At 72.2% G+C, this 26,940-nt stretch carries 22 protein-coding genes; 7 read left to right on the top strand and 15 right to left on the bottom strand.

Going from position 1 to position 26,940, the window contains the following annotated elements; genetic code table 11:
* Window positions 1-30: 30 nt before the first annotated feature.
* From argH to FDO65_RS21030, 11 genes are all read right to left on the bottom strand, one after another.
* Window positions 31-1,461 (bottom strand): argininosuccinate lyase, encoded by a 1,431-nt coding sequence (argH, locus tag FDO65_RS21080; RefSeq protein WP_137451713.1) that lies wholly within the window; start codon window positions 1,459-1,461, stop codon window positions 31-33.
* A gap of 3 nt (window positions 1,462-1,464) precedes the next feature.
* Window positions 1,465-2,892, bottom strand: coding sequence for an argininosuccinate synthase (argG, locus tag FDO65_RS21075; RefSeq protein WP_137451712.1), 1,428 nt, complete (start codon window positions 2,890-2,892; stop codon window positions 1,465-1,467).
* Window positions 2,893-2,984: 92 nt separating this feature from the next.
* Entirely contained in the window at window positions 2,985-3,497 is a 513-nt protein-coding gene (locus FDO65_RS21070) for an arginine repressor (RefSeq protein WP_137451711.1), read from the bottom strand.
* On the bottom strand, window positions 3,494-4,474 hold the full coding sequence (argF, locus tag FDO65_RS21065) for an ornithine carbamoyltransferase (protein WP_137451710.1): 981 nt from the start codon (window positions 4,472-4,474) through the stop codon (window positions 3,494-3,496). Before argF ends, FDO65_RS21070 begins: the two co-directional genes overlap by 4 nt.
* Before the next feature lie 10 nt (window positions 4,475-4,484).
* Window positions 4,485-5,729, bottom strand: a complete 1,245-nt coding sequence (locus FDO65_RS21060; protein ID WP_137451709.1) for an acetylornithine transaminase — start codon at window positions 5,727-5,729, stop codon at window positions 4,485-4,487.
* Window positions 5,729-6,667, bottom strand: a complete 939-nt coding sequence (gene argB / locus FDO65_RS21055; RefSeq protein WP_137451708.1) for an acetylglutamate kinase — start codon at window positions 6,665-6,667, stop codon at window positions 5,729-5,731. The genes FDO65_RS21060 and argB overlap by 1 nt, the downstream gene beginning before the upstream one ends.
* Window positions 6,664-7,875, bottom strand: coding sequence for a bifunctional glutamate N-acetyltransferase/amino-acid acetyltransferase ArgJ (gene argJ, locus FDO65_RS21050; protein ID WP_137451707.1), 1,212 nt, complete (start codon window positions 7,873-7,875; stop codon window positions 6,664-6,666). Before argJ ends, argB begins: the two co-directional genes overlap by 4 nt.
* Window positions 7,872-8,906 carry an N-acetyl-gamma-glutamyl-phosphate reductase gene (argC, locus tag FDO65_RS21045; protein ID WP_137451706.1) on the bottom strand — a complete coding sequence of 345 codons (1,035 nt, stop codon included), beginning with the start codon at window positions 8,904-8,906 and terminating at the stop codon, window positions 7,872-7,874. Before argC ends, argJ begins: the two co-directional genes overlap by 4 nt.
* Before the next feature lie 147 nt (window positions 8,907-9,053).
* Entirely contained in the window at window positions 9,054-9,848 is a 795-nt protein-coding gene (locus FDO65_RS21040; RefSeq protein WP_137451705.1) for a hypothetical protein, read from the bottom strand.
* Window positions 9,849-9,982: 134 nt separating this feature from the next.
* On the bottom strand, window positions 9,983-10,501 hold the full coding sequence (locus tag FDO65_RS21035; protein ID WP_137451704.1) for a DUF427 domain-containing protein: 519 nt from the start codon (window positions 10,499-10,501) through the stop codon (window positions 9,983-9,985).
* On the bottom strand, window positions 10,498-12,645 hold the full coding sequence (locus FDO65_RS21030) for a RecQ family ATP-dependent DNA helicase (protein WP_137451703.1): 2,148 nt from the start codon (window positions 12,643-12,645) through the stop codon (window positions 10,498-10,500). The genes FDO65_RS21035 and FDO65_RS21030 overlap by 4 nt, the downstream gene beginning before the upstream one ends.
* 200 nt (window positions 12,646-12,845) lie before the next feature.
* Between FDO65_RS21030 and FDO65_RS21025 the strand changes: the two genes are divergently transcribed.
* The 5 genes from FDO65_RS21025 to FDO65_RS21005 all read left to right on the top strand — a co-directional run bounded on the left by FDO65_RS21025 (window position 12,846) and on the right by FDO65_RS21005 (window position 20,587).
* A complete protein-coding gene (locus tag FDO65_RS21025) occupies window positions 12,846-14,726 on the top strand; it encodes a KUP/HAK/KT family potassium transporter (protein ID WP_137451702.1) in 1,881 nt (626 codons plus the stop codon).
* 64 nt (window positions 14,727-14,790) lie between these two features.
* Window positions 14,791-16,590 (top strand): lipase family protein, encoded by a 1,800-nt coding sequence (locus FDO65_RS21020; RefSeq protein WP_205850226.1) that lies wholly within the window; start codon window positions 14,791-14,793, stop codon window positions 16,588-16,590.
* A gap of 40 nt (window positions 16,591-16,630) precedes the next feature.
* Complete coding sequence (locus FDO65_RS21015; protein WP_137451701.1) at window positions 16,631-18,247, top strand: non-homologous end-joining DNA ligase LigD; 1,617 nt, start codon at window positions 16,631-16,633, stop codon at window positions 18,245-18,247.
* 46 nt (window positions 18,248-18,293) lie between these two features.
* A complete protein-coding gene (locus FDO65_RS21010) occupies window positions 18,294-19,100 on the top strand; it encodes a hypothetical protein (protein WP_137451700.1) in 807 nt (268 codons plus the stop codon).
* A gap of 155 nt (window positions 19,101-19,255) precedes the next feature.
* On the top strand, window positions 19,256-20,587 hold the full coding sequence (locus tag FDO65_RS21005; RefSeq protein ID WP_205850225.1) for a serine hydrolase domain-containing protein: 1,332 nt from the start codon (window positions 19,256-19,258) through the stop codon (window positions 20,585-20,587).
* Between the two features lie 84 nt (window positions 20,588-20,671).
* Here the strand turns inward: FDO65_RS21005 and FDO65_RS21000 are convergent, their stop codons facing one another.
* From FDO65_RS21000 to FDO65_RS20985, 4 genes are all read right to left on the bottom strand, one after another.
* On the bottom strand, window positions 20,672-21,784 hold the full coding sequence (locus tag FDO65_RS21000; protein WP_137451699.1) for a DUF4331 family protein: 1,113 nt from the start codon (window positions 21,782-21,784) through the stop codon (window positions 20,672-20,674).
* 123 nt (window positions 21,785-21,907) lie between these two features.
* On the bottom strand, window positions 21,908-22,729 hold the full coding sequence (locus FDO65_RS20995; RefSeq protein WP_137451698.1) for an SDR family NAD(P)-dependent oxidoreductase: 822 nt from the start codon (window positions 22,727-22,729) through the stop codon (window positions 21,908-21,910).
* Window positions 22,726-24,282, bottom strand: coding sequence for a flavin-containing monooxygenase (locus FDO65_RS20990; RefSeq protein ID WP_137451697.1), 1,557 nt, complete (start codon window positions 24,280-24,282; stop codon window positions 22,726-22,728). The genes FDO65_RS20995 and FDO65_RS20990 overlap by 4 nt, the downstream gene beginning before the upstream one ends.
* Entirely contained in the window at window positions 24,279-25,136 is an 858-nt protein-coding gene (locus tag FDO65_RS20985) for a hypothetical protein (RefSeq protein ID WP_205850224.1), read from the bottom strand. Before FDO65_RS20985 ends, FDO65_RS20990 begins: the two co-directional genes overlap by 4 nt.
* A gap of 74 nt (window positions 25,137-25,210) precedes the next feature.
* Between FDO65_RS20985 and gluQRS the strand changes: the two genes are divergently transcribed.
* Window positions 25,211-26,203: a tRNA glutamyl-Q(34) synthetase GluQRS gene (gluQRS, locus tag FDO65_RS20980; RefSeq protein WP_137451696.1), complete on the top strand. Its 993-nt coding sequence runs from the start codon at window positions 25,211-25,213 to the stop codon at window positions 26,201-26,203.
* Entirely contained in the window at window positions 26,200-26,898 is a 699-nt protein-coding gene (locus FDO65_RS20975; RefSeq protein ID WP_205850223.1) for a queuosine precursor transporter, read from the top strand. Before gluQRS ends, FDO65_RS20975 begins: the two co-directional genes overlap by 4 nt.
* Window positions 26,899-26,940: the final 42 nt, after the last annotated feature.

The following is a 26,940-nucleotide window of genomic DNA, read 5'->3' as shown; positions in this document are numbered from 1 at the left end:
CCGCCCCTTGGCGTTGTGCAGGTACCGCCGTCAGACCAGACGGGCCCGATCGGCCCCGACCAGCGCGCGCAGTTCGGCCAGTTGCTCGGCCACCCGCACCGGCGCCGTACCGCCCACGGCGTCCCGCGACGCCAGCGACCCGGCGACCGTCAGGACCTCGCGGACCTGCGGCGTCAGGGCCGGATCAATGTCGGCGAGCTCCTCGTCCGTCAGGTCGTCGAGGTCACGGCCGGTCGACTCGGCCCGCGACACGCACGCACCGGCCGCCTCGTGGGCCACCCGGAACGGCACGCCCTGACGCACCAACCACTCGGCGACGTCGGTGGCCAACGAGAACCCGGCCGGGGCCATCGCCGCCATCCGTCCGGTGTCGAACGTCAGGGTCGCCGTCATGCCCGTCATCGCCGGGAGCACCAGCTCCAGCTGCGCGACCGAGTCGATCAGCGGCTCCTTGTCCTCCTGCAGATCCCGGTTGTACGCCAGGGGCAGCGCCTTGAGGGTGGCCAGCAGACCGGTCAGATTGCCGATCAACCGCCCCGCCTTGCCGCGGGCCAGTTCGGCGATATCGGGATTCTTCTTCTGCGGCATGATCGACGAGCCCGTCGCGAATGCGTCGTGCAACCGGGCATAACCGAATTCCGCGGTCGTGAACACCACGACTTCCTCGGCCCAGCGCGAGATGTCGACCGCCAACATGGCGAAGACGAATGCCAGCTCGGCCGCGAAATCCCGCGCGGACGTGCCGTCGATGGAATTACCGGTCACCCGGTCCAGACCCAACTGGTGGGCCACCACCTTCGGGTCCAGCCGCAACGACGACCCGGCCAGGGCGCCGGAACCGTAGGCCGACACCGCGTGCCGACGGTCCCAGTCGACCAGCCGGTCGACGTCCCGGCCGAGGGCCTGGACGTGCGCGGCCAGATGGTGGGCCAGCAGGACCGGCTGGGCGTGCTGGAAGTGGGTGCGGCCGGGCATGGCCGCACCCGGGTGCGCCTCCGCCTGGTCGAGCAGGGCGGTCTGCAGGTCGAGGACGAGGCCGCCGACCCGCCGGGCCGCGTCCCGCAGGTACAGCCGGTACAGCGTCGCGACCTGGTCGTTGCGGGACCGCCCGGCCCGCAGCTTGCCGCCCAGCTCGGCGCCGGCCCGGGCGATGAGGCCACGTTCCAGAGCCGAATGGACGTCCTCGTCGGTCGGGGCCGGCTGGAACTCCCCGGAGGCCACGTCGGCGGCCAACCGGTCCAGCGCGGCGTGCATGCCGGCCAGCTCCTCGTCGGACAGCAGACCGGCGGCGGCCAGCACCGACGCGTGGGCCTTGCTCGCCGCGATGTCGTACGGCGCCAGCACCCAGTCGAAATGGGTGCTGACCGACAGGGCCGCCATCTCCGGGGCCGGCCCCGAACTGAACCGGCCGCCCCACAGGGCGCCGGCGGCCGTCCGGGAGGCGTCTGCGTTCTCCGTCATCGGTCAGTCGGTCCCGAGGTCGAAGGCCGCGGCCTCGCCGGCCTGGTCGATCGCCTGGGCGACCTCGGTGCTCTCCTCCGGCGGCAGGGTGGCGATGGCCGCCGACTCGCCGGCGCGCAGCACCCCGACCAGCGTCTCCTCGGCGCTGAGCTGACCGCGCTCGGCGTAGAGCTCCAGCTTGGCCCGGGTGTCGGCGATGTCGAGGTTGCGCATGGTGAGCTGACCGATCCGGTCGCTCGGGCCGAAGGCGGCCTCGCTGACCCGCTCCATCGACAACTTCTCCGGGTGGTAGGACAGCGCCGGCCCGGTGGTGTCGAGGATCGTGTAGTCGTTCCCGCGCCGCAGCCGCAGCGTCACCGATCCGGTGACGGCCGAGCCGACCCAGCGCTGCAGCGACTCGCGCAGCATCAGACCCTGCGGGTCCAGCCAGCGGCCCTCGTACAGCAGACGACCCAGGCGCCGGCCCTGGTCGTGGTAGGACGCGACGGTGTCCTCGTTGTGGATGGCGTTGACCAGCCGCTCGTAGGCGATGAACAGCAGCGCCATGCCCGGCGCCTCGTAGATGCCGCGCGACTTCGCCTCGATGATGCGGTTCTCGATCTGGTCGCTCATCCCCAGGCCGTGGCGGCCACCGATGGCGTTGGCCTCCAGGACGAGGGCGACCGGGTCGAGCTCGACGCCGTTGATCGCCACCGGCCGGCCGGCCTCGAAGCGGATCTCGACGTCCTCCGGCGCGATCTCCACCGACTGGTCCCAGTGGGCCACGCCCATGATGGGCTGCACGATCTCGACCGAGGCGTCCAGGTGCTCCAGGCGCTTGGCCTCGTGCGTCGCGCCCCAGATGTTGGCGTCCGTCGAGTAGGCCTTCTCCGTCGACGCCCGGTAGGGCAGGTCCCGGGCGAGCAGCCACTCGCTCATCTCGGTCCGCCCACCCAGCTCGGTCACGAACCGGTCGTCCAGCCAGGGCTTGTAGATGCGCAGCCGCGGGTTGGCGAGCAGGCCGTAGCGGTAGAACCGCTCGATGTCGTTGCCCTTGTAGGTGGAGCCGTCGCCCCAGATGTCGACCTCGTCGTCGGCCATCGCCCGGACCAGCAGGGTGCCGGTGACGGCGCGGCCCAGCGGCGTGGTGTTGAAGTAGGTCAGCCCGGCCGACCGGATGTGGAAGGCGCCGCAGGCCAGCGCGACCAGGCCCTCCTCGACCAGCGCGGCCCGGCAGTCGACGATGCGGGCGATCTCGGCCCCGTACTCCTGGGCCCGGCCGGGCACGCCGGACAGATCGGGCTCGTCGTACTGACCGAGATCGGCGGTGTAGGCACAGGGGACGGCACCGTTCTCGCGCATCCAGGCGACCGCGACGGATGTGTCGAGCCCCCCGGAGAACGCGATGCCGACCTTCTGGCCCTTCGGGAGGGAATCGAGAACCTTGGACACGACGGGAGCCTATCTGTGCTGGACGGCCGCCCCGGCGGGCGGCGTCGGTGATCGTTCGTGGGGATGAGGGTGGGACCGGATGCGGGGGCGTCTCAACCGGCCAGGGCGGCGATCCGCCGCCCCACCTCGGCGCCCGTCAGACCCTCCGTCGCCACGACGACCACGGTGTCGTCACCGGCGATGGTGCCGAGCACGTCCGGCAGGCCGGCCCGGTCGATGGCCGAGGCCAGGTACTGCGCCGCCCCGGGCGGAGTCCGCAGCACCGCGAGGTTGCCCGAACCGGCGTGCGAGATGAGCAGCTCACCGACCAACCGGGACAGCCGTGAGGTGCCACCGGTCATCGGGCGGGGGCCGCCGTCCTCCGGGATCCGGTAGATGGCGGCGCCGCCGTCGACCCCGCGCAGCTTGACCGCGCCCAGCTCCTCCAGATCCCGCGACAGGGTGGCCTGGGTGACGTCGATGCCGTCGGCGGCCAGGCGCTCGGCCAGGTCCGTCTGCGAACGGATGGCGTGGTCGCGGACCAGCTCGGTGATGCGCCCGTGCCGGGCGACCTTGGAGACCGCGCCCGCAGCGCCCGAACCGGTGCCGGCGACCGATCCGCTCATACCGCGGCTGCCGCGTCCCCGACCAGGAACGCCAGCAGCGCCTTCTGGGCGTGCAGCCGGTTCTCGGCCTCGTCCCAGACCGCGGCCGACGGGCCGTCGAGCACGTCGTCGGTGATCTCCCAGCCCCGGTGCGCGGGCAGGCAGTGCAGGACGATCGCCCCGTCCGCCGCCCGGTCCAGCAACGCCTGGTTGACCTGGAACGGCCGGAACGGGCCGACCCGGTCCAGGCCGTCGTTCTCCTGGCCCATGGACACCCAGGTGTCGGTGACCAGCACGTCCGCCCCGTCGACTGCGGCCTGCGGGTCGTCGGACAGCGTGATGCTGGCGCCGGTGTCGGCCGCCCGGGCCTTCGCCGCGTCGACGAACTCGGCGTGCGGCGCGAATCCGGCCGGGGCGGCGACGGTGACGTGCAGACCGGCGTTGGCGCCACCGAGCATCAGCGAGTTGGCCATGTTGTTGGCCCCGTCGCCCAGGTAGGTCAGCCGCACCCCGGTCAGCCGGCCGAGCCGCTCCCGAACGGTCTGCAGGTCGGCGAGCACCTGGCAGGGGTGGAACTCGTCGGTCAGCGCGTTGACCACCGGCACGCTCGACACCCCGGCCAGGGCGTCGATCCGCCGCTGCGCGAACGTCCGGATGGCGACCGCGTCGACGAAGCGGGACAGCACCCGGGAGGTGTCCTCGATGGTCTCCTCGCGGCCGAGCTGCGACGTGCGCCCGTCGACGATGACCGGCTGGCCGCCGAGCTGGGCGATGCCGACCTCGAACGACAGGCGGGTCCGGGTGGAGTTCTTCTCGAACACCACGGCGACCGACTTGCCGGCCAGCGGCTTGTACCCGTTGCGATCCCGTTTGTAGACGTCGGCCAGGTCCAGGACGCCGAGCAGTTCCTCGGGGCTCAGGTCGTCGTCCCGCAGGAAGTGCCGCAGCGGCGTAGCGGTCCCGGCCGGGGCCGGGGCGGCGGAGGTCGTGGTCGTCATCGTCGGGTCCTCAGGCGTTCTGGGTGGTGGTGGCGGAATCGAGCAGGGCGGGCAGGGCGGCGACGAAACTGTCGGCCTGCTCGACGGTCAGGTTCAGCGGCGGGGCCAACCGGATCACGTCGGCCGCCGGGGCGTTCACGATGAACCCGGCGTCCCGGGCGGCCGTGGCGACGGCCGCCGAGACCGGGGCGGTCAGCACGATGCCCAGCAGCAGACCGCGGCCGCGGACGTGGTCGACGAGCGGGTGACCGAGATCCTCGACGGCGCCCGCGATGTGCTTGCCCAGGGCGCCGACGTGGTCGAGCAGACCCTCCTTCTCGATGGTCTGCAGGACGGCGATCGCCGCCGCCGCGGACACCGGGTTGCCGGCGAAGGTGGAGCCGTGCTGCCCCGGCTCGAAAAGGTGGGCGGCCCGGCCGATGCCGATGACCGCGCCGATCGGCAGGCCGCCGCCGAGCCCCTTGGCCAGGCTGATGACGTCCGGCACGATCCCGGCGCCCTGGAACGCGAACCACGTCCCGGTCCGGCCGATCCCGGTCTGCACCTCGTCCAGGATGAGCAGCGCCCCGGCCTGCGTGGTGACCTCCCGGGCGACGGCCAGGTAGCCGTCGGGGGCCGGGACGACGCCCGCCTCGCCCAGGATGGGTTCGAGAATGACGGCGGCCACCGAGCCCGGGTCGCGGTCGACGGCCGCGCGCAACGCCGCCTCGTCGCCGTAGGGCACGAACTCGACCCCCGCCGGCATCGGCTCGAACGGCGCCCGCTTGGCCGGCTGACCGGTCATCGCCAGCGCGCCCATGGTGCGGCCGTGGAAGGCGTTCTCGGCGGCGATGATGCGCGGCCGGCCGGTGCGCCGGGCCAGCTTGAACGCGGCCTCGTTGGCCTCGGCCCCGGAGTTGCCGAAGATGACCCGCACGTCCTGGTCGGTGACACCCGTGATGTCGACGAGCTTCTCGGCCAGGGTCAGCACCGTGGGGTGGGTGAAGAAGTTGGAGACGTGACCCAGGGTGGCGATCTGGCTGGACACCGCGGCGACCAGCGCCGGGTGCCCGTGGCCCAGGGCGTTGACGGCGATGCCGCCGAGTAGGTCGAGGTATTCCTTGCCGTCGGCGTCGACGACCACGGCCCCCGTCCCGCGCACCAGCTCCACCGGCGGGGTGCCGAAGTTGCTCATCAGCGCGTGCGACCAGCGCTGCGCGGCCCGCTGGTTACCCGAGAGGTGTTCCTCCGCAGCAGGTGTCGGTAAGGCGCTCATCAGTGCTCCCGGGCGGGTTCGAGGGAGGGCAGCACCATGGTGCCGACGCCCTCCGAGGTGACGATCTCCAGCAGGGCCGCGTGCGGGACGCGACCGTCGATGACGTGGGCGGCGGCGACCCCGCCGCGGACCGCCCGCAGGCAGCCCTCCATCTTGGGCACCATTCCGGCCTCGAGGGTGGGCAGCATGCGCTCCAGCGCGTCCACCGAGATGCGGGACAGCAGCGAGTCGCGGTCCGGCCAGTTCGCGTACAGACCCTCGACGTCGGTCAACATGACCAGCTTCGCCGCGCCCAGCGCGATGGCCAGCGCGGCGGCCGCGGTGTCGGCGTTGACGTTGTGCACGACGCCGTCGGCGTCCGGCGCGACGGTCGAGACGACCGGGATACGTCCGGCCTGCACCAGGTCGAGCACCGCCGTGGGGTTCACGTCGACGACGTCACCGACCAGCCCGATGTCGGTCTCCACCCCGTCGACCAGCACCGTCCGGCGGGCCGCGGTGAACAGACCCGCGTCCTCCCCGGACATGCCGACGGCCAGCGGGCCGTGCGAGTTGATGAGGCCCACCAGTTCCCGGCCGACCTGGCCGACCAGCACCATCCGCACGACGTCCATGGTCTCCGGGGTCGTCACCCGGAACCCGCCGCGGAACTCGCCGGCCAGCCCGAGCCGGCTCAGCATGGCGCTGATCTGCGGGCCCCCGCCGTGCACGACGACCGGCTTGAGCCCGACCGTCCGCAGGAAGACCATGTCCGCGGCGAACGCGGCCTTGAGTTTCTCGTCGGTCATCGCGTTGCCGCCGTACTTGACGACGACGATCTCGCCGGAGAACCGTCGCAACCACGGCAGCGCGTCGGCCAGCACCGTGGCCCGCTCCTGGGCGCTGTCCAGGTCGGCCCAGCGCCGCGGCTCGACGGTGTCGTCGATCGGCCCGCTCATGTCGAGTACGCCGAGTTCTCGTGCACGTAGGCGTGCGAGAGGTCGTTGGTGGTGACCGTCGCCGTCTCGGTGCCCGCGTGCAGGTCGATGAGGACGTGCGCCTTGCGACCGGTCAGGTCGACCAGCGACCGGTCCTCACCGACGCCGCCGGCCCGGCAGATCTGCACGCCGTTGATGCTGACGTCGATGAGGTCGGCGTCAAAGACCACGGTCTCCGGGACGGTCCCGACGGCGGCCAGGATGCGGCCCCAGTTGGGGTCCTGCCCGAAGAACGCCGTCTTGACCAGGTTGTTGCGGGCCACCGAGCGGCCGACGGCGACGGCGTCGTCCTCGGTGACGGCGTGCACCACCTCGATCGCGATCTCCTTGGTCGCCCCCTCGGCGTCGGCCAGCAGCTGGGCGGCCAGGTCGGCGCAGACGGCGGTGACCGCGGTGGTGAGGTCCTCGACCGGCGGGGTGACTCCGGACGCGCCGGAGGCGAGCAGCAGCACCGTGTCGTTGGTGGACATGGCGCCGTCCGAGTCGAGCCGGTCGAAGGTGACCCGGGTGGCCTGCCGGAGCGCGGCATCCAGGGTCGCCGGGTCGCTCACGGCGTCCGTGGTCACCACGACGAGCATGGTGGCCAGGCCCGGCGCGAGCATGCCCGCGCCCTTGGCCATCCCGCCCACCGTGAAGCCGTGCGCGCTGACCTGGGCGGTCTTGGCGACCGTGTCGGTCGTCATGATCGCGGTCGCCGCGTCCAGCCCGCCCTCGTCGGCCAGCGCGCCGTGCGCGGCACCGATCCCGGAGAGCAGCAGGTCCATCGGCAGGCGCTCCCCGATGAGACCGGTCGAACAGACCGCCACCTCGGTGGCCGGTACGCCCAGGACCGAGCCGACGTGCTCGGCCGTCGCCACGGTGTCGTCGAAACCCTCGGGGCCGGTGCAGGCATTCGCCCCGCCGGAATTGAGGACCACCGCTCGGATGGCGCCGCCGGGGACTCCGTCGACCCCAGGACCGGTGGACACCAGCTGCCGGGTCCACCGCACCGGGGCGGCGAAGACGCGATTGCTGGTGAACACCCCGGCCGCGTCGAAACGCGGGCCGTCGTTGACGACCAGGGCCACGTCGGGCTTGCCCGACGCCTTCAGACCGGCGGTGATCCCGGCGGCCCGGAAGCCGCCCGCGGCGGTCACCCCGGTCCGGCCGGTGGGAACGGCGTGGCTCATGGTGCGACTCCGGTCATCGGCAGGCCCAGGGTCTCGGTGAGGCCGAGGGCGACGTTCATGCTCTGGATGGCACCGCCAGCGGTGCCCTTGGTCAGGTTGTCGAGCGCGGCGATCACAACAAGGCGCTGGGCGGCGCGGTCCACCCCGACCTGGATCAGCACCGTGTTCGCGCCGAGTGTCGACGCGGTGGCCGGCCACTGGCCCTCCGGCAACAGATGGACGAACGGCTCGTCGCCGTAGGCCTTCTCGTAGGCGGCCCGGGCCTGGGCCAGGTCGATCGCCGGGTCGGTCAGCGGGGCGCTGCAGGTGGCCAGGATGCCCCGGCTCATCGGCACCAGGACGGGGGTGAACGACACCGTCACCGGTGCGTCACCGGCGACCCGGCGCAGGTTCTGGGTGATCTCCGGGGTGTGCCGGTGCACGCCGCCGACGCCGTACGCGCTGGCACTGCCCATCACCTCGGAACCCAGCAGGTTCACCTTGGGCGACTTGCCCGCCCCGGAGGTGCCGGACGCGGCGACCACCACGACGTCGGGGGTCACCAGCCCCGCGGCGACCGCGGGGACCAGCGCCAGCGACGCCGTCGTCGGGTAGCAACCGGGTACGGCGACCCGGTTGCTACCGGCCAGGGCCGTCCGGGCGCCGGGCAGCTCCGGCAGGCCGTAGGGCCACGTACCCGGGTGGTCGCCGCCGTAGAACGTGGCCCAGTCCTGGGCGTCGGCCAGCCGATGGTCGGCGCCGCAGTCGACGACCAGGGTGCTCTCGTCGAGCTGGGCGGCGACCTCGTGGGACTGACCGTGCGGGAGGGCGAGGAAGACGACGTCGTGTCCGCGCAGCACATCGACGGTGGTCGGCTGCAGCACGCGGTCGGCCAGCGGCCACAGGTGCGGCTGCTGGCTCCCCAGTCGTTCGCCGGCATTGCTGTGCGCGGTCAACGCACCGATCGACACCTTGGGGTGCGTGAGCAGCAGGCGCAGCAGCTCTCCCCCGGCGTAGCCGCTCGTTCCGGCCACCGCCACGGACACGGTCATGGGCTCCTCCTTCGGAGCCGTTGACTATACAGACTTTCGTATGATCATCCAGTCGGTTCCTCCGGGCCCGCGGCGCCCGCTGATCCTGGAGCCTCCCGCCCGCTGGGCGGGCCGGAACCTCCAGGACCGGACTGCCGCCGGACGGGGTCAGCCGCCGGTGGTCTGCCCCGTGTCGGCCTGCTCCTGCTGCTCCAGGTTCTGGGACTGGATTTCGCCGGACGTCGGGGACTCGCCGCAGATGGTGCCGCAGCGCAGGTAGTTGGGGACGTCCCCACCGACCGGGATGCCGGCGGCCACGGCCCGGGCCGCGGTCTCCTCCGAGACCCACCCGCGGGAGTCCCACCATCCCCGGACGCCCGTGCCGTCCCACCCGTCGGCCAACTCGGCCCCGGACGGCACCGGATCACCGGCGGCGTCCTCGACCACGCCCACACACTCGGTGACCCGGTCGGCCGGTGCGTCCGTGCAGTTCCCGGCGGCCACCGCGGCGTCGAACCGGGCCTGCGCGTCGGCGGCGGCCTGCTCCCGCGCGGCCTGCGCGGCGGCGACCTGTTCGGCCGCGACCCGCTCGGCCTCGGCCGCGACCGCCCGCTGCGCCTCGGCCTCAGCGGCGGCCTGCTCCTGCGCGGCCTGCGCGGCGGCGGCCTGCTCGGCTGCGGCCCGGGATGCCTCCGACGCCACCGACGCCGCCGATTCGGACGACTCCGACGCCGCCGATGACACCGAGGCCGCACTGCTCGACCGGGCGGCCGCCTGCTCCTCGGCGGGCGCGGAGGAGACCACCGGCGGGGCCGGGGTGGTCGACGACGTCGTGACGACGACCGGGTCACCCGCCGGGGCGGTCACGGGGGCCGCACAGGCGGTCAGGGCGGCGGACAGGGCGATCACGGCGGACGCAGCGGCGATGCGCAGTGATCGGTGGCGATTCGTGCTCGAGTTCATGCACGGTGGACGGACGAGACCGCCGTTGGTCACACGGTGCGGCCGAATCGTTACATCGAGTGTGACGACGCTGGCGGCCGCGTCACCGCGTCGGCGGAGCTGAGCGTGCCCCGGACGCGGTCGGTGGACGGGGGTCACCATCCCCAGGTGCCCGGCTCGCCTTTGAACGGACCCACGACGTCGTCGGTGATCCACCCGCCGTAGAACCCGCCGGCCTGCGCGCGAACCCGCTCGCCGTCGACGAAGCAGTCGAAGACCTCCGGACGGAACGCCAGGTAGTCGGTGATGGGGACGAAGCGGGGAGTCGGTCTCGGGTAGCTCCACGCCGCCGCCTCGGCCAGCACCGCGCCGTCGGGGCCGAGGACGTCCCAGTAGCGGGCCGCGCCCTTCCATTCGCACATGGTCGAACGGGCCCGGGACCGTTGCAGCTTCCCGGCGACCGCATCGGCCGACGGCAGGTACCACGTCGGCGGGTGGCTCGTCTCCAGAACGCGGTACGCGCCGCGGGTCTCGGCGATCAGGTCGCCGCCGAACTCGACGCGCACCAGCCGGTCGGACGGGACCAGGGCGGGCGGTCGCGGGTAGTCCCACACCGACTCCTGGCCAGGACCGGGCTCGACCCGCCGCTTGGCGCCGGGACTGAACATGTTCATCGGACCCCCAGGACGAACGGGTGAACGGCGGCCGCCCCGGCCTGCCGCAGCAGCCGGGCTGCCACCGTCAGTGTCCAACCGGTGTCGGTGTAATCGTCGATCAGCAGGATCCGCTGCCCGCGGACGGCGTCCGGATCGGTCAGCCGAAAACGGTCGGCCACCGCGGCGAGCCGCCGGGCCGAGTTGGTGTCGGCGGGCGCGAACCCGTCGGGGTTGCGGAGTTCGAGCCCGGCCAGCACCGGCCAGCCCCGGTACTTCGCCAGGCCCCGGGCCAGATGGCCGATGAGGTGGGCCCGGGTGGCCGAGTCGATCCAGACCACCCCGTCGATCGCCGGGCTGCCGTTCGGGGCGTCCCGCGGACCGAGCCAGGCGTCCAGGGTCTGCACGGCCGCGTGCCGTAGGGGCACCGGCACCTCGGCGTCGTCGGCGCCCGGGCGGAACACCTCGCGCAGCGCCGACCCCCAGCCGATCCCGTCGAGGCGGCCGACCGCCCGCCCGACATCGGCCTTGTCGCCGGCGGCGATCCGGCCGGACAGCGGGACCCCGAGCTGCGCCATCCCGGTAGGCCACTGCGACCGTGGTTCCACCGGCACCCCGGGCAGCTGCAGCCGGTCCCGGGCCTGCCCGACGACGGTCTCGTCGACCGAGGCGTCCGGCTGGAAACCCCCGCAGTTGTCGCAGCGACCGCAGGGCGCGGCGTCCGGGTCGTCGAGCTGCTGGCGCAGGAACTGCAGCCGGCACCGGTCGGTGGCCTCGTAGTCGAGCATTGCCTGCTGCTCGGCCTTACGGGCCTGATCGACCCGTTGGTACCGCTCGGTGTCGTACTCCCACGGCTCCCCGGTCGACTCCCAGCCACCCTTGACCCGCTTCACCGCGCCGTCGACGTCCAGCACCTTGAGCATCATCTCCAGGCGCGAGCGCCGCAGCGGCACCAGCGGTTCGAGGGCCGGCAGCGACAGCGGCCGACCCGCCTCCCCCAGCTCGGCCAGGGTGGCCCGCACCGCCTCGGGCGGCGGGAAGGCCAGCGAGCCGAAGTAGGCCCAGACGTCGGGGTCCTCGTGACCGGGCAGCAGCAGCACGTCGGCGCGCTCGACGCCGCGGCCGGCCCGGCCGACCTGCTGGTAGTAGGCGATCGGCGACGGGGGCGCCCCGAGGTGGATGACGAAGCCGAGATCCGGTTTGTCGAAACCCATCCCGAGCGCGGACGTCGCGACGAGCGCCTTGATGCGGTTGCCGAGCAGGTCGTCCTCGGCCTGCAGCCGTTCGGAGTTCTCCGTCTTTCCGGAGTACGCGGCGACGTCGTAGCCGGCGGCGCGCAGGTGGTCGGCGACCTGTTCGGTGGCCGCGACCGTCAGGCAGTAGATGATCCCCGAGCCGGGCAGGTCCCGCAGGTGCGTGGCCAGCCAGGCGAGCCGGGCCGGGTGGTCGGGCAGCCGAAGCACGGCCAGCCGCAACGACTCCCGGTCCAGGGTGCCGCGGAGCACCAGCACGTCGTCGGTCGATCCGAGCTGCTCGGCGACGTCCTGGGTGACCCGGGCGTTGGCGGTGGCGGTGGTGGCCAGCACCGGGATCCCGGTCGGCAGGTCGGCCAGCAGGGTGCGGATGCGCCGGTAGTCGGGACGGAAGTCGTGGCCCCAGTCGGAGATGCAGTGGGCCTCGTCGACGACGACCAGGCCGGCCCCGGCGGCCAGTGACGGCAGTACCTCGTCCCGGAAGCCGGGGTTGTTGAGCCGTTCCGGCGAGACGAGTAGCACGTCGACGTCGCCGCCGCGGACCTGGTCGTAGACCTGGCCCCAGTCCTGGGAGTTGGCCGAGTTGACGGTCACCGCGTGGATGCCGGCCCGTTCGGCCGCGGCGATCTGGTTGCGCATCAGCGACAGCAGGGGCGACACGATCACCGTCGGCCCGGCGCCCCGCTCGCGCAGCAACGCGGTGGCGACGAAATAGACCGCCGACTTGCCCCAGCCGGTGCGCTGCACGACCAGCACCCGTCGATGCCCGACGACCAGCGCCTCGATCGCCGCCCACTGGTCCTCGCGCAGGCGGGCATCGTCCCGCCCGACGAGTGCACGCAGGATCCGTTCCGCGTCCTGCCGCAGCTCCTGCGCCAGCTCCGTCCCCGTCACGCCGTCTCCCGTTCCCATCGGTCCGGCGTTCGCACCGGCCGCAGCATCGTCAGCGGATCACCCACCGCCGCTGCCACCGTAGGCCCGCCCACCGACATTGACCCCGGGGGTCCACCTCGACCGCAGGTGCGCCACTGGCGCCGTGTCCGGCGTCCAGCGCGTCGCTCGTTCGGGCGGGGCGCCCTCTGTGACGACCGGTGCGCCGTCATGCTGACGACATGGCGAACAGGACGGCTGCTCCGGCGGGGGCCGCCGCGGTGATCGGGGCGCTGGGCGTCGTCTTCGGCGACATCGGGACGAGCCCGCTGTACACGTACCAAACCGTGGTCAACACGCCCGACAGCACGCTGGACCGCGACCTGATCATGGGCACCACCTCGATGATCATCTGGGCGCTGCTGCTGGTCGTCACCGTGCTCTACACCCGGCTGTTGATGCGGGCCGACAACGCCGGGGAAGGCGGTCTGCTCGCCCTGTTCGGCCTGCTGCGGCTGCGCAGTCGCAACCGGAGGGTCGTCGGAGTCTGCGCCGCGCTGGCGATGATCGGCGCGGCCACCTTCCTCGGCGACGCCGTCATCACCCCCGCCGTGTCCGTCCTCTCCGCGGTGGAGGGTCTGGAGTCGGCCGACACCGGGCTGCAGGAGGCGGTCGTCCCGATCGCGGTCGTCATCCTGGCCGGGCTGTTCGTGCTGCAACGCTTCGGCACCGACCGGATCGGCCGGCTGTTCGGACCGATCATGATCGTCTGGTTCCTGATCGCGGCGTTCCTCGGCCTGACCTCGCTGGTCCGCACCCCCGAGATCCTCGAGGCGCTGTCGCCGCACTGGATCGTCTTCCTGGTGATCCACCAGCCGTGGGTCGCGTTCGTCGCGCTCGGCGGGGTGGTGCTGGCGATCACCGGCGCCGAGGCGCTCTACGCCGACATGGGCCACTTCGGTCGGCGGCCGATCGTGCTGGCCTGGCTGGCGGTCGTGCTGCCCGCACTGATCGTCAACTACCTGGGCCAGGGCGCCGAGGTGCTGCGCACCCCCGACGACGCCGCCAACCCGTTCTGGACCCTGGTCCCGGACTGGGCGACCATCCCGATGGTCGTCCTGGCCTGCCTGGCCACGATCATCGCGTCGCAGGCGGTCATCTCGGGCAGCTTCAGCGTCGTCCACCAGGCCGGTCGGCTCGGGCTGCTCCCCCACCTGCAGGTCAAGCACACCTCGACCCACAACTCCCGGCAGATCTTCCTGCCCGCGGTCAACATGATGGTCGCGGTCGCGGTGCTCACCCTGGTGGTGACGTTCCAGAGTTCGGCCGCCCTGACCGACGCCTACGGGCTCGCCGTGACGATCACCATCGTGATCACGACGGTCATCTACCTGGTGCTGCGGCAGACCCAGAGGCCGTGGTCGGCCGGGTTCTTCGTCGCCGCCGGCATCCTGCTGGTGATGCTGTTCTTCCTGGCCGCGAACCTGCTGAAGATCCCCACCGGCGGCTGGCTGCCGCTGACCATCGGGGCCGCGCTGGGCACCATCATGGGCATCTGGACGTGGGGCAGCCGGCGGATGCGCGCCGCCCTGCAGAAGGACGTCAGCACCGCCGAGCACAGCATCGACGCGACCCTGGCCGGCGTCCCGCTGGACCATCGCGTGCCCGGCACTGCCGTGTACTTCACCCAGGGCGCGAACGTCGCCCCGCTGGCCCTGCGAGCGATGGTCGACTTCACCCGGGGCGTGCACCGCACCGTCCTCATCCTGCGCGTGCAGGTCTCCGACCAGGCGATCCTGCCGCCCACCGACCGGACGACGGTCGTCGTCCACGACCCCGGCGTCTACGAGATCGAGTGCCGGGTCGGGTACTACGAACGGTTCACCGTCCCCGAACTGATCGCCCAGGTGCGCGACGCCCACCCGGAGCTGGCGGCCACCGACACCGCCGACATCCACTTCGTGCTGTCGCACGTGTCCCCCCGCCACCAGGCGACCGCCCTGGCCCTGTCCTGGCGGCAACGGATCTTCAGCGCGCTGCACCGGCTCGGCCCCGAGCGGGCCGACGTCCTCGGGTTGCCCACCGACCGGACCATCTCGGTCGGTCGCGACGTCTACTTCTAGGGTCTCCGGTGCCCGCACGGTGCCGGTGGCCGGCGACCCCGGCCGGGGATGACAGGGTCCAACGGTGACGAACCAGCGAGGTCCCGGCGACGTCCGCTCCCGGCTGCGCGCCCTGCCCTGGCTGGTCGCCGGCGCCCCGCGCTGGGTCGGGGCACTGCTGGGCGTCGTGCTGATCGCCGCCGGCGGGTTCCTGCTACTGCGGCCCCTGACCGCACTGGCCGTCCTCGGCGTCTACATCGGGATCAGCTGCGTGCTTTCCGGGATCGCCGACCTGTCGGCCGTCCGCGATGACGACGACACGGAATCGTCCCGGTGGGCGGTCGTCGTTCCGCTGCTCTGGATCATCGGCGGGCTGCTGATCGCGGTGTGGTTCGGCCGGGACGTCGACCTGCTCGGCCCGGCGGTCGGGGTCCTGCTTGTGCTGTCCGGGCTGGTGGCCGTCGTTCGATGGGCCGTGCGCCCCGGGATGGACCGGGCCATCGCGGCCCTGTTCGGGGTCGCCCAGCTGCTGTTCGGGGTCCTGGCGGTGCTGTGGCCGGACGCGACGCTGGTCGTCGTCGGGGTGCTGTTCGGCGGCCGGACGGTGATCTTCGGGATCCTGCTGCTGCTCCGGGCGCTGCGACCCCCACCGGATGCGGGGGCGGCGCGGCGACGCCGGCGTACCGGGCTCCGGCTGACCGGGGCCGTGACCGTCCTCGCCCTGGCCGTGGCCACCATCTGGCTGGGCACCGCACTGAGCAGGGGCGCCGGCGTGCCCGACGACTTCTACGACACCCCCGCCGATCTGCCGGCGCAGGCCGGCGTCCTCATCCGGTCCGAGCCGTTCCCGGGCACCGTGCCGGCCGGAATGACCGGTGACCGCATCTACTACACGACCACCGACGCGTTCGGCGCGATCGTGCCCAGCAGCGGCATCCTGCTCACCCCGGCCGACCGGTCCACCCCCGCGCCGCTGATCACCTGGGCCCACGGCACCGTCGGCATCGCCCGCGAGTGCGCGCCGTCGCTGCGACCGAGCGCGCTCGGCGAGCCCGGCGTGCCCGCCGTCAACCGGCTCGCGCAACTGGGCTGGGCGATGGTCGCGACCGACTACCCGGGCATGGGCGCCGAGGGCCGGTTCCCGTATCTCATCGGGCTCGGCGAGGGGCACGCGGTGCTGGACGCGGCCCGCGCGGCCCGTCAGGTCCCCGACGTCTCGCTGGCCGACCAGACCGTGATCTGGGGGCACTCGCAGGGTGGGCACGCGGCGCTGTGGGCCGGTCAACTGGCCGCCGCCGCGACGGACGTGAACGTGGTCGGGACGGCGGCCATGTCCCCGGCCAGCGACCCCCGCGCGCTGGCCGATCGGGTGCTGGCCCACCCGGACGCGCTCGGCGCGAGCCTGGGCATCTCCTTCGTGCTCACCGCCTACGCCCGCTACTACCCGGGCGTCGACCTCGACGCCCTGGTCGAACCGTCGGCCCGCTCGATCGTCCGCGAGGCCGCCGCCCGCTGCACCACCCAGGGGGCCACGCTCATCACGGTGCTGACCGGGTTGTCCATCGCCCGGGATCAGCCGATCGTCCGACCCGGGGCGGTCGACGGGTCGTTCGCCGACCTGCTGACCAGCAACACCCCGAACGGGCCGTGGCCGGCGCCGCTGTTCATCGGGCAGGGCACCGCCGACGAGGTCATCGACATCGGCATCAACCGGGACTTCGTCGGGAACCTCTGCCGCGGGGATCAGCCGGTCGACTTCCGGGAGTACCCCGGCCGCACCCACATGGGCGTCGTCGCCCCCGACTCCCCGCTGATCGACGACCTCGTCTCGTGGACCCGGGACCGCCTCGCCGGGCGGCCGGCCACCCCGAACTGCCCGGGCTGACGAAAGCGTCGGAACGGGACGACCCGGGAACCGACCAGACATGCCCCCGGCGGACCGCGACCTGCTCTCGACGTACCGGGCCAAACGCGACTTCGACCGCACCCCGGAACCGGCCGGCGACTCCACGTCGACGACCACCGGGGACGGCCCGGCACCGCTGAGTTTCGTCGTCCAGCGGCACCGGGCGTCCCGCCTGCACTACGACTTCCGGCTCCAATGGGACGGGGTGCTGCTCAGCTGGGCCGTCCCCAAGGGCCCCACCCTCGACCCGGACGTCAAACGGGGCGCGTTCAAGGTCGAGGACCACCCCCTGGAGTACTTCGACTTCGAGGGCGTCATCCCGGCCGGCGAGTACGGCGGCGGCGACGTCATCGTCTGGGACGTCGGGCGGTGGATCCCCGCCCCCGACAAGGGACCCACCGCTCGCCAGCTCTTGAAGGGCGAACTGCACTTCGATCTCGAGGGCGAGAAGCTGCGTGGGCGATTCGTGCTGATCCGCACCCGTACCGACCAGCACGGCAAGGAAGCCTGGCTGCTCAAGCACAAGCACGACGAGTTCGCCGTCAGCGGCTGGGACGCCGAGGACCATCCCCGGTCGGTGCTGACGCAGCGCACCAACGACGAGGTGAAGGCCGACCCGGACCGGCTGTGGCGGTCGGACGCGCCGGCCGACCAGGCATCGGTGCGGCTGCGGCCCGACCCGGTGGACCCGCCCACCGACGACGAGCTGGCCGCGCTGGACGGTCTCGGCGCCAAGGGCACGTGGACCGTCTTAAGCCGGGAGCTGCGGCTGACCAACCTGGACAAGGAGCTGTTCCCCGGCCGGGACGGCGAGCCGCCCGTCACGAAGCGGGATCTCATCCGGTACACGGCGCTGGTCGCGCCCACCCTGCTGCCGTACCTGACCCGTCGGGCCCTGAACATGCACCGCTTCCCGCAGGGCGCGCAGACGAAGGGCTTCTGGCACAAGGAGCTGCCCTCGCACGCACCGGACTGGTTGCCGCGCTGGGACAACCCGGACGCCGACGACGACGAGAGCCGCACGTACCTCGTCGTCGACGAACCGGCCGCGCTGATCTGGGCGGCCAACTACGGGGCCCTGGAATGGCACGCCTGGACGTCGATGGTCGACGCGCCACACGAACCCACCTACGCCCTGGTCGATCTCGACCCCGGCGGACGGACCACCTGGGACGAGCTGCTGCACCTGGCCCGGCTGCACCGCACCGCCGTCGAGCACCTGGGCATCACCGCGCGGGCCAAGGTCACCGGCCGGCGCGGCATCCAGATCTGGATCCCCATCCGCTCCGGACCCACCTTCGACGACATCCGCGCCTGGGTGGAGAAGCTGTCGAAAACGGTCGGCAAGGTGGCCCCGGACCTGGTGAGCTGGCGGTGGCACACAAACGAACGCGGCGGCCTGGCCCGCCTGGATTACACCCAGAACGCGATCAACAAGACCCTCGTCGCGCCCTACAGCCCGCGGGCCGCGCCGGGCGCGCCGGTGTCCGCGCCGATCGACTGGGACGAGTTGGACGACCCGGACCTGCGTCCCGACGGCTTCACCCTCCGGACGATGCCGACGCGGATCGCCGAGCGGGGCGACCTCTTCGCACCGGTCCTGCGTCACGATCAGGTGCTCCCGCGGCTGCACTGACCGCGGAACGAGACGGCCGCGGCACGGCGGACCCTACGATCGGATCGTGGTCGAGTGGTTCGAGGTCAACATCGTGGAGCCCGGCAAGCTGCCGCTCCTGTTGTGCCTGCTCGCCTTCGTGGTGACGTTCCTGGCCACCCGCATCATCACCCGGATGATCCGCGCCGGGGTCGGACCGTTCAAGAACAACGTGTCGACGACCGGCGTCCACATCCACCACGCCGTGCCCGGTCTCATCCTGCTGATCACCGGGGCGCTCATGTCGGTGAGCGCCAACCACATCGCCTGGCGATGCGTCGCCGCCGTGCTCATCGGCATGGGCGCCTCGCTCATCCTCGACGAGTTCGCGTTGATCCTGCACCTGCAGGACGTCTACTGGACCAACGAGGGCCGGGTCTCGGTCGAGCTGATCGGACTCACCGTCGCCTGCCTGGGGATGACCCTGCTCGGGTTCAGCCCCTGGGGCGTCGACAGTGTCGAGCTCGGGGACGTCACCCTGCGGGTCACCTTCGTCACCGGCCTGGTCATTCAGCTGATCTGCACCCTGATCTGTGTCCTCAAGGCCAAGTACCGGACCGCCCTGATTAGCTGCTTCATCCCGTTCATCGCCTGGGTCGCGGCCATCCGGCTCGGCCGCCCGGGCTCCTGGTGGGCGCGCCACTTCTACGGTCACCGCCGGATGGCCCGCGCCGAACGTCGGGCCGCGAAGTTCGACCACCGGTGGGACCCGCGGTGGCGCTGGCTGAGCGATTTCATCGCCGGCGCGCCCACCCTCACCGACCCACCCGCGGTGCTGCCGGTGCCGACCAGCACCGACCCGGCACCCGTCCCGTCCGGTCGCGCCTCCGCCTGACCCTCCCGGCGACTGGGGACCTGGGTCCATTGTCCGGGACCGGTTCGAACGGCGAGGGTGACAGGGTCCGCCGACCACTGGGCGGGCGGGTCGCCGTCACCAGCGCACGGCGACCGCACGTTCGCATCAGTCGGGGGTCGAGAATCGTGGTCCAGGTGTCATTCCGTTCCGGTCGCCGGGCATGGGTGCCGCTCGGCGCCGCCGCCGTCCTGCTGCTCGCCGCCTGCGGGTCCTCGACCCCGTCCGCGACCAGCACGACCAGCGGTGCGACGTCGGCTGCGTCCAGCAGCGCCGCCCCCGCCAGCAGCTCGGCGGCGTCCAGCAGCGTGGCGTCGTCGAGCGCACCCGCCGGATCGAGCGGCACCGGCAGTTCGTCCGCCGACGGCACCCCGGCCTACGTCGCCGCGCTGGAACCCCAGCTCGAACAGGCGATCACCGACAACACCATCTCCGGCGCGGTCGTGCTCGTCCGTTCCCCGCAGGGCGACTGGACGAAGACGTTCGGCACCCAGACCTGGAAGGGCAGCGAGCCGGTCACCGTCGACGACCACGTGCGGATCGGCAGCAACACCAAGACCTGGACCGGCACCGTGGTCCTGCAACTGGTCGAGGAGGGCAAGATCGCGCTGGACGATCCGGTGTCGAAGTACCGACCGGACGTCCCCAACGGCGAGAACATCACCATCGCGCAGCTGCTCAACATGCGCAGCGGCCTGGGCAACTACACCGTCGACCGCGAGCTCAACGAGCAGAACGACAGCAACCCGAGCCGGGCCTGGACGACGGAGGAGCTGATCGCCAAGGGCCTGGCCCAGCCGGTGGAATTCGCGCCGGGACAGGGTTTCTACTACTCGAACACCAACACGGTGCTGCTCGGCGCGATCATCGAACAGCTCACCGGGCAGTCGTTGCAACAGAACTTCCAGACGCGGATCTTCGACAAGATCGGGCTGACCCAGACCTCGTACCCGGCCGCCGACGACGCATCGATCCCGTCGCCGCATCCCCAGGGCTACGCGTGGGGCACCAACGTCGAGACCATCGACAGCTCGGTGCTCTCCCCGGAGATCCAGGCCGCGGCCAAGGCCGGCACGCTGGACCCGAAGGACGTCACCGACGTCAACCCCAGCTGGGGCGGCGCGGCCGGCGCCGGCATCTCCACCGCCGACGACCTGGCCACCTACGTCAAGGCCCTGGTCGGCGGCGGACTGCTGAGCCCGCAGATGCAGCAGCAGCGGTTGGACAGTCTGCAGCCACGGGACCCGGCGGATCCGACGGTCAAGTACGGCTACGCGCTGGCCCAGTTCGGCCCGCTGTACGGGCACAGCGGCGAGCTGCCCGGGTTCAACTCGTTCATGGGCTACGACCCGGTCACCGACACCACGATCGTCACCTGGGCGACCCCGGCGCCGACCACCGACGGGCAGGGGCCGGCGGTGGAGCTGGCCAAGAAGGTCATCGGCGCGCTGTACTCGCCCGGCGGCTGAGCACCGCTGACGCTGCGCTTCTCGGCGGCGGCCATGATCCGGGCGGCGGCGTCCATCGGTCCCGGGTCTGCCCGGCGAGGAACGTCAGTGCGCCGCGTGCGCCGGCGGGGTCGGGTTCGGTGACACCAGGTAGGGGAAGGAGCGCGTGGCCGGCCGGGTCGCGCTGTCGACGCCGTCCACGATGCGCGGTCCAGAGTCCGCGCTGATCAGGAACGTGTAGAGGGTCGGCATGCACGCGTCGTTGGGCGACCGGCCCCCGCATGTCTTGTGCGCGCGCCCCTCGACGGCGGCCCGCTCGATCTCCAGGAAGCTGTCCTCCGCGTACGGCCGGGTGACGTCGACGACCTGTAGGTCGGTAAGAAGCAGCTCGGTCAGCGGATGCGTGCCGTCGGCCGCCGGCGGCCAGTCCGTCCGCCCGTCGAGGCCGTCCCAGAAAGCCAGGTTGGCGTTCACGCGGGCCCGATAGGCCGACACGTAGTCCGGTCCGAGGGCGAACACGTCCTCGGCATTGAACAGGTCGCGGATCTCCAGATCCCGGTTGACCGGATCGTGGTTCTTCGGACCGAGGATGGCGTTGGCGAATTCGGGCCGCCCGAAACGCTCCCAGCGGACCGGGATCGCCCCGCCGATCAGCGTCTCCCCGACCACTCCGACGAGGGTCACGTCGCCGAGCAGTGCAGTGTCGATCTGGACGACGATGCTGAGCACGTTCTTGCCGTCGCCCAGGATCGTCCCGGAAGGCGTGAACGCCATTTTCCCGGTGGTGAGCGTGGTGACCAGGGCCATCGCGTCGTCGAAGAACGGATCCCAGCGGGGACCGGCGAAGACCCGGAGCTGGTCGGAGGCGCCGCCGGCCTCGTCGCCGACGGTGAACGTCACCGACGGGCCGGAGGACACGGTGCACGTCCCGGCCTGTTCCGCGCCCTGTGGCGCCGCGAACGTGCAGTCGACGACGACCTCGGAGTCGGGGCCGGCCGCCACGAACCGGGCGGGTGCGTCCGGGTCCGCGGTGACCGGCCGGGCGCGGAAGCGGTAGATCAACTCGGGCGCGAAGGTGCCCTGCGGATCCGCGAAGGGCACCACGTCCAGAACCAGGACCAGCCGACCCGGGTGGTCCGGAGCCGGAAACACGTACATGTCGGTGATGTCGCCGGCCGGCAACGCGTGCGCCCGGGGTCCGGAATTGTGATGTGACATCGCTGGGGACCTCCCGTCCACCGTCGGACGACGGCTTCTGCATCGTGGGATGTGCCGAGATGCTAGCGATATGCCCGTGTTCCGGTCAGGGCTGGTCGGCTGAAGACCACCCCGGGCAACTGACTACTTCTCCCGCTGCAGCAGGGCCAGGATCCGCGGGTAGTGCTGCGGGGTCAGCCGGACGACGAGATCGGGCACCACGGCCGAGCTGCCGATGAGGACGCGCGGCTTGCGCTTCTCGACGGCGGCGACGATCTGGGCAGCGGCCTTGTCAGCCGGGTAACTGAGGAACTTCTCGAACGCGGCCTTACCGGCCTCGACCTCCCGGGGGTCCGTGGCGGCGGCCACCCGCGCATTCGCGGCGATGCGGGTGCGGATGCCGCCGGGATGCACGACGGTCACCCCGACGGTCCCGCCGATCTCGGCCCTCAGCGACTCGCTGAACCCGCGCAGCGCGAACTTGCTGGTGGCGTAGGCGACCTGGCCGGGCGGGGCCATGATGCCGAAGACGCTCGACAGGTTGACCAGGTGCGAGCCGGGCCGGGACTGCAGCACCGGCAGCAGGGCCCGGGTCAGCGTGATCGGCGCGCGCAGGTTGATCGCCAGCAGCCAGTCGAACTCCTCGGCGCTGGTCTGCGCGAAGGCTCCACCCAGGGCGACGCCGGCATTGTTGACCAGCAGCGTCGTGTCTTCGTGGGTGTCGGCGAGGGTGCGCCCGAGGTTGCGGGTGGCGTCCTCGTCGGCCAGGTCGACGACGTAGGTGGCGACGGGAACGCTGCTGCGACTACGGATCCCGGAGGCCACCGCGTCGAGCCGGTCGCCGTCCCGATCCACCAGGGCCAACGCGCTGCCCCGCTCGGCCAGCTGGCGGGAGACCTGCTCGCCGATGCCGCTGGCCGCGCCGGTCACCACTGCGGTGCCGCGCCGGAAGTCGAACCGCTTCATACCGTGAGTGCTCCTGTCGTCTCGTGCTGCGGGCGCCCGTCGTTCGGGTGCCCGGGTTGCCGGCCGAACCGCAGGCCGGTGTCGGTCACCGGCCGCCAGCGGAGCAGCACTACATCCCGCAACCAGTTCTGATGCATCCGCCACGGTCCCCGGCGACCCTGCCGGGGCATGGTGCCCGCGGCCCGGCGGATGTACCCCGACTGCAGGTCCAGCAGCGGGCGATCGGAGACGTCAGCGGGATCAGGCCGATCGGGCACCGCCCAGTCGGCGCCACGCTTGCCGAGTTCGCGGAGGACGCGGACGACGAAACCGCTGGCCAGGTCGGCCTTGAGCGTCCACGACGCGTTCGGATAGCCGACGACCTGGTTGAAGTTGGGGACACCCGACAGCATCGTGCCCTTGTAGACGACGGTGTCCTGCGGCTCGATCAGGGCGCCGTCGACGTGCAGGCGCAGACCACCGAGCAACCGGACCTGCAGACCGGTCGCCGGGACGATGACGTCGGCCGGCAGGTGCCGGCCGGACCGCAGCCGGATGCCGTCCGGCGTGAGCGTGTCGATGTGGTCGGTGACGATCTCGGCCCGCTCGCCGGACAGGGCCTGGAACAGGTCGCCGTCGGGGACGAAGCAGACCCGCTGGTCCCAGGGCGCGTACGGCGGGGCGAAGTGCACGTCGACGTCGACCGACGGCGGGAGGGACCGGCGGGCGCCGGCCTGGATGAACCGCCGGGCCCGGGTGGGCAGCCGGCGGGCGAACTGGTGAAAGCCCAACGCCACCACCGCGTTCTTGCCCCGGACGACCCGCGCGACCGACCGCGGCGGCAGCACCCGGCGCAGCCGCGCGGACAGCGCGTCGCCCCGCGGGATGGCGAGGACATCGCTCGGCGTGCGCTGCAGCATGGTGACCCGGGCCGCCCGCTGCGCCAGCGCCGGCACGATGCTGATGGCCGTCGCCCCCGACCCGATGACGACGACCCGCCGGTCGGTCCAGTCGAGGTCGGCCGGCCAGTGCTGCGGGTCGGCCCAGACGCCGGTGAACTCGTCGGCGCCGGGCAGGGCCGGGCGATGGCCACGGGCGGTGTCGTAGTACCCGGCGCAGGCCGAGAGCCAGCGGGCGCTCAGCCGGACCGTGCGGCGGCCGTCCGGACCCGTCGTCTCGGCCGTGACCGTCCATCGCGCCGTCGTCCAGTTCCAGTCGGCCCGGACCACCCGGTGACCGAACCGGACGCACCGATCGACCCCGAACTCCCGGGCCGTCTGCTCGATGTAGTCACGGATCAGTGCCCCGTCGGCGATGGTCGGCGGGTCGTCCAACCCCAACCCGAACGGCCGGAACGAGTACCCCAACGTCGACATGTCCGAGTCCGAACGCACTCCGGGGTACCGGAACAGGTCCCAGGTCCCGCCGATGGCCGCTCGTTCCTCCAGGACGGCGATCGCCAGGTCCGGGAAGGCCTGTCGGTACTGGCAGGCGGCGCCGATGCCGGAGAGCCCGGCGCCGACGATGACGACGTCGACGCCCTCGGGTGGTCCCGGTGCGAGCTGGTCGGTCACGGGCGGGTCGCCGCCAACTCGGCCAGCACGGCTTCCTGCCACGCGCGGGCGGCGGCCCGCGACGGCATCGGTCCCCCGGACCGGGCGGCCAACGCCTGCTCGACGACCGGGGTCGGCGCATCGGCGAGCACATCCCGGCCCGCGGAAACCTTGTCGCTCCACCGGCCGGTACGGATGCGCTGCCGGGCCCGGCAGGCGTTCAGCACGGCGTCGTCGGTGCCGGGCGGACCGGGCTCGTCCTCCGGCGGCTCCGCTGGACGGTCGAGAGTCAGGTGCCAGCGCAGGCTCTCGGCCAGGACGGTGGCCAGCACGCCGTCAGGGACCGAGCGGAACACGGCACCGGCCGGCGGTCCGGCCACGGCGCGGCCGGCCGCGGCCAGGATGCTGCGGTCCACCGCGTACCAGAACGTGCCGTCGGCCGTACCGCGGTCCGCCCCGGACCAGGTGACCCGGAACGGCATCCGCGGACCCGAGTTCAGCTCGACCTCGAAGCCCGGTTCGGAAGTGCCGGCAGCGGCGAACTCGGCCCGGTAGACGACGAGCTCGAGTCCGCGGGCCGGGCACGGCAGGGCCTCGTGACGCAGGGCATCGACCAGCGCCCGCTTCGCCGGCCGGGTCAACGGACCGGAACACACGATGGCGATGTCGATGTCGCTGCGGCCGGGCTGGTAGGCGTGCAGCGCCAGTGAACCGGCCGCGTAGACGCCGACCAGGTCCCGGCCGAGGATCCGTCCGGTCCGGTCGGCCATCTCGCGGAGGTAGTGCCACACCTCGGGCAGCAGGTCGACGTCGAGGTCACGGGTCGGGTGCGGGCCCCGCCGGGCGTGCGGGCGATCCGTCTGCGTTGTCGTCATCGGTGACTCCTTCCGTCCCCGGTCACGGAGGCGACCACCATCATGCCCACCGATGCCCGTCAGGATGGACGGTGATGAGTACGCCACCCGTGCCCGCCTCCGTCCCGTCCGCCGCCGGTCGCTTCGCGCCCAGCCCCTCCGGCGACCTGCACGTCGGCAACCTGCGGACCGCGCTGCTGGCCTGGCTGTTCGCCCGCTCGACCGGCCGCCGGTTCCTCGTCCGGCTCGAGGACCTGGACCGCGTCGCGGCCGGGGCCGCCGAGCGTCAGCTGGCCGACCTGGCCGCCCTGGGCCTCGACCACGACGGCGCCGTGCTCGTGCAGTCCGAGCGCACCGCCGTCTACGACCAGGCGATCGGGAAGTTGGTCGCCGATGGCCAGACCTACGAGTGCTTCTGCACCCGCCGGGAGATCCGGGAGGCCGCCTCGGCCCCGCATCCGAGCGCCGACCCGGCCGCGGTCGCCGCCCAGCTCTACCCGGGTACCTGTCGTGAGCTCACCCCCGATCAGATCGCCGAGCGGCGCGCGCAGGGCCGGCCGAGTGCCCTGCGGCTGCGGGCCGACGTCCGCACCTGGACCGTCATCGACGTGCTGCACGGCGAGTACACCGGCGTGGTCGACGACCTGGTGCTGCGCCGCAACGACGGGGTGGCCGCCTACAACCTGGCCGTCGTGGTCGACGACGCCGCCCAGGGCGTCGACCAGGTGGTCCGCGGCGACGACCTGCTGGCCTCGGCGCCCCGTCAGGCCTACCTGGCGGCACTGCTCGGCGTGCCCGCGCCGGTCTACGCCCACGTCCCGCTGGCGCTCAACACCGCCGGGCAGCGCCTGGCCAAACGGGACGGCGCGGTCACCCTGGCCGAACTCGTCGACCAAGGGCTGACCCCCACCGACGTGCTCGGAATCCTGGCCACCTCGCTCGGCCTGGCCGCCGTCGGCGAGCCGGCGACGCCGGACGCCCTGCTCGAGAAATTCGACCCGCAACAGCTGCCGCGCGAACCCTGGATCGTGCGTCCGGACGATCTGGTCGTCAGGCCCCCCGGCGAGCGGGGATCATTTCCGCCGTGACATCTCCACTCTCCGACCGAACCCCGCCGCATTCCCCGTTGCGGGCCGGCAACTACGACATCATCGTCGCGCTGTTCTGCGCGATGCTGCTGATCTCCAACATCGGCGCCACCAAGCTCATCGAGTTCGGGCCGTTCATCACCGACGGCGGCGCGTTCCTGTTCCCGCTGACCTACATCTTCGGCGACGTGCTGTCCGAGGTATACGGGTTCAAGCGGGCGCGCCGGGCCATCGTGCTGGGCTTCGCGATCAGCATCCTGGCCTCGCTGGTGTTCTGGATCGTGCAGATCGCCCCGGCCGCCGCCGCCTACGAGAACCAGTCCGCCTTCGAGGCGGTGCTCGGGTTCGTGCCGCGGATCGTGCTGGCCAGCCTGTGCGGGTTCCTGGTCGGGCAGCTGCTCAACGCCTGGGTGTTGGTGAAGATCAAGCAGCGCACCAAGGAGAAGAACCTCTGGGTGCGGCTGATCGGCTCCACGGTCGTCGGTGAACTGGCCGACACCGTCGTGTTCTGCACCATCGCCTTCTACGGCGTCATCACCGGCGGCGAGTTCCTCAACTACGTCATCACCGGTTACCTCTACAAGGTGCTGGTCGAGGTCGTCCTGCTCCCGGTCACCTATCCGACCATCCGGTTGGTCAAGAAGTACGAGCCGGACTACGTCACCGGGCAGTTCGTCCTCCCGGTCACCCGGTAGGCCCTCCGACCGAAGCGAGTGGCGCATCGGCAGCCGCCTGTG

The sequence above is a fragment of the Nakamurella flava genome (assembly GCF_005298075.1).
GTDB lineage: Bacteria > Actinomycetota > Actinomycetes > Mycobacteriales > Nakamurellaceae > Nakamurella > Nakamurella flava.
This window is presented reverse-complemented; position numbering and strand designations above follow the sequence as displayed.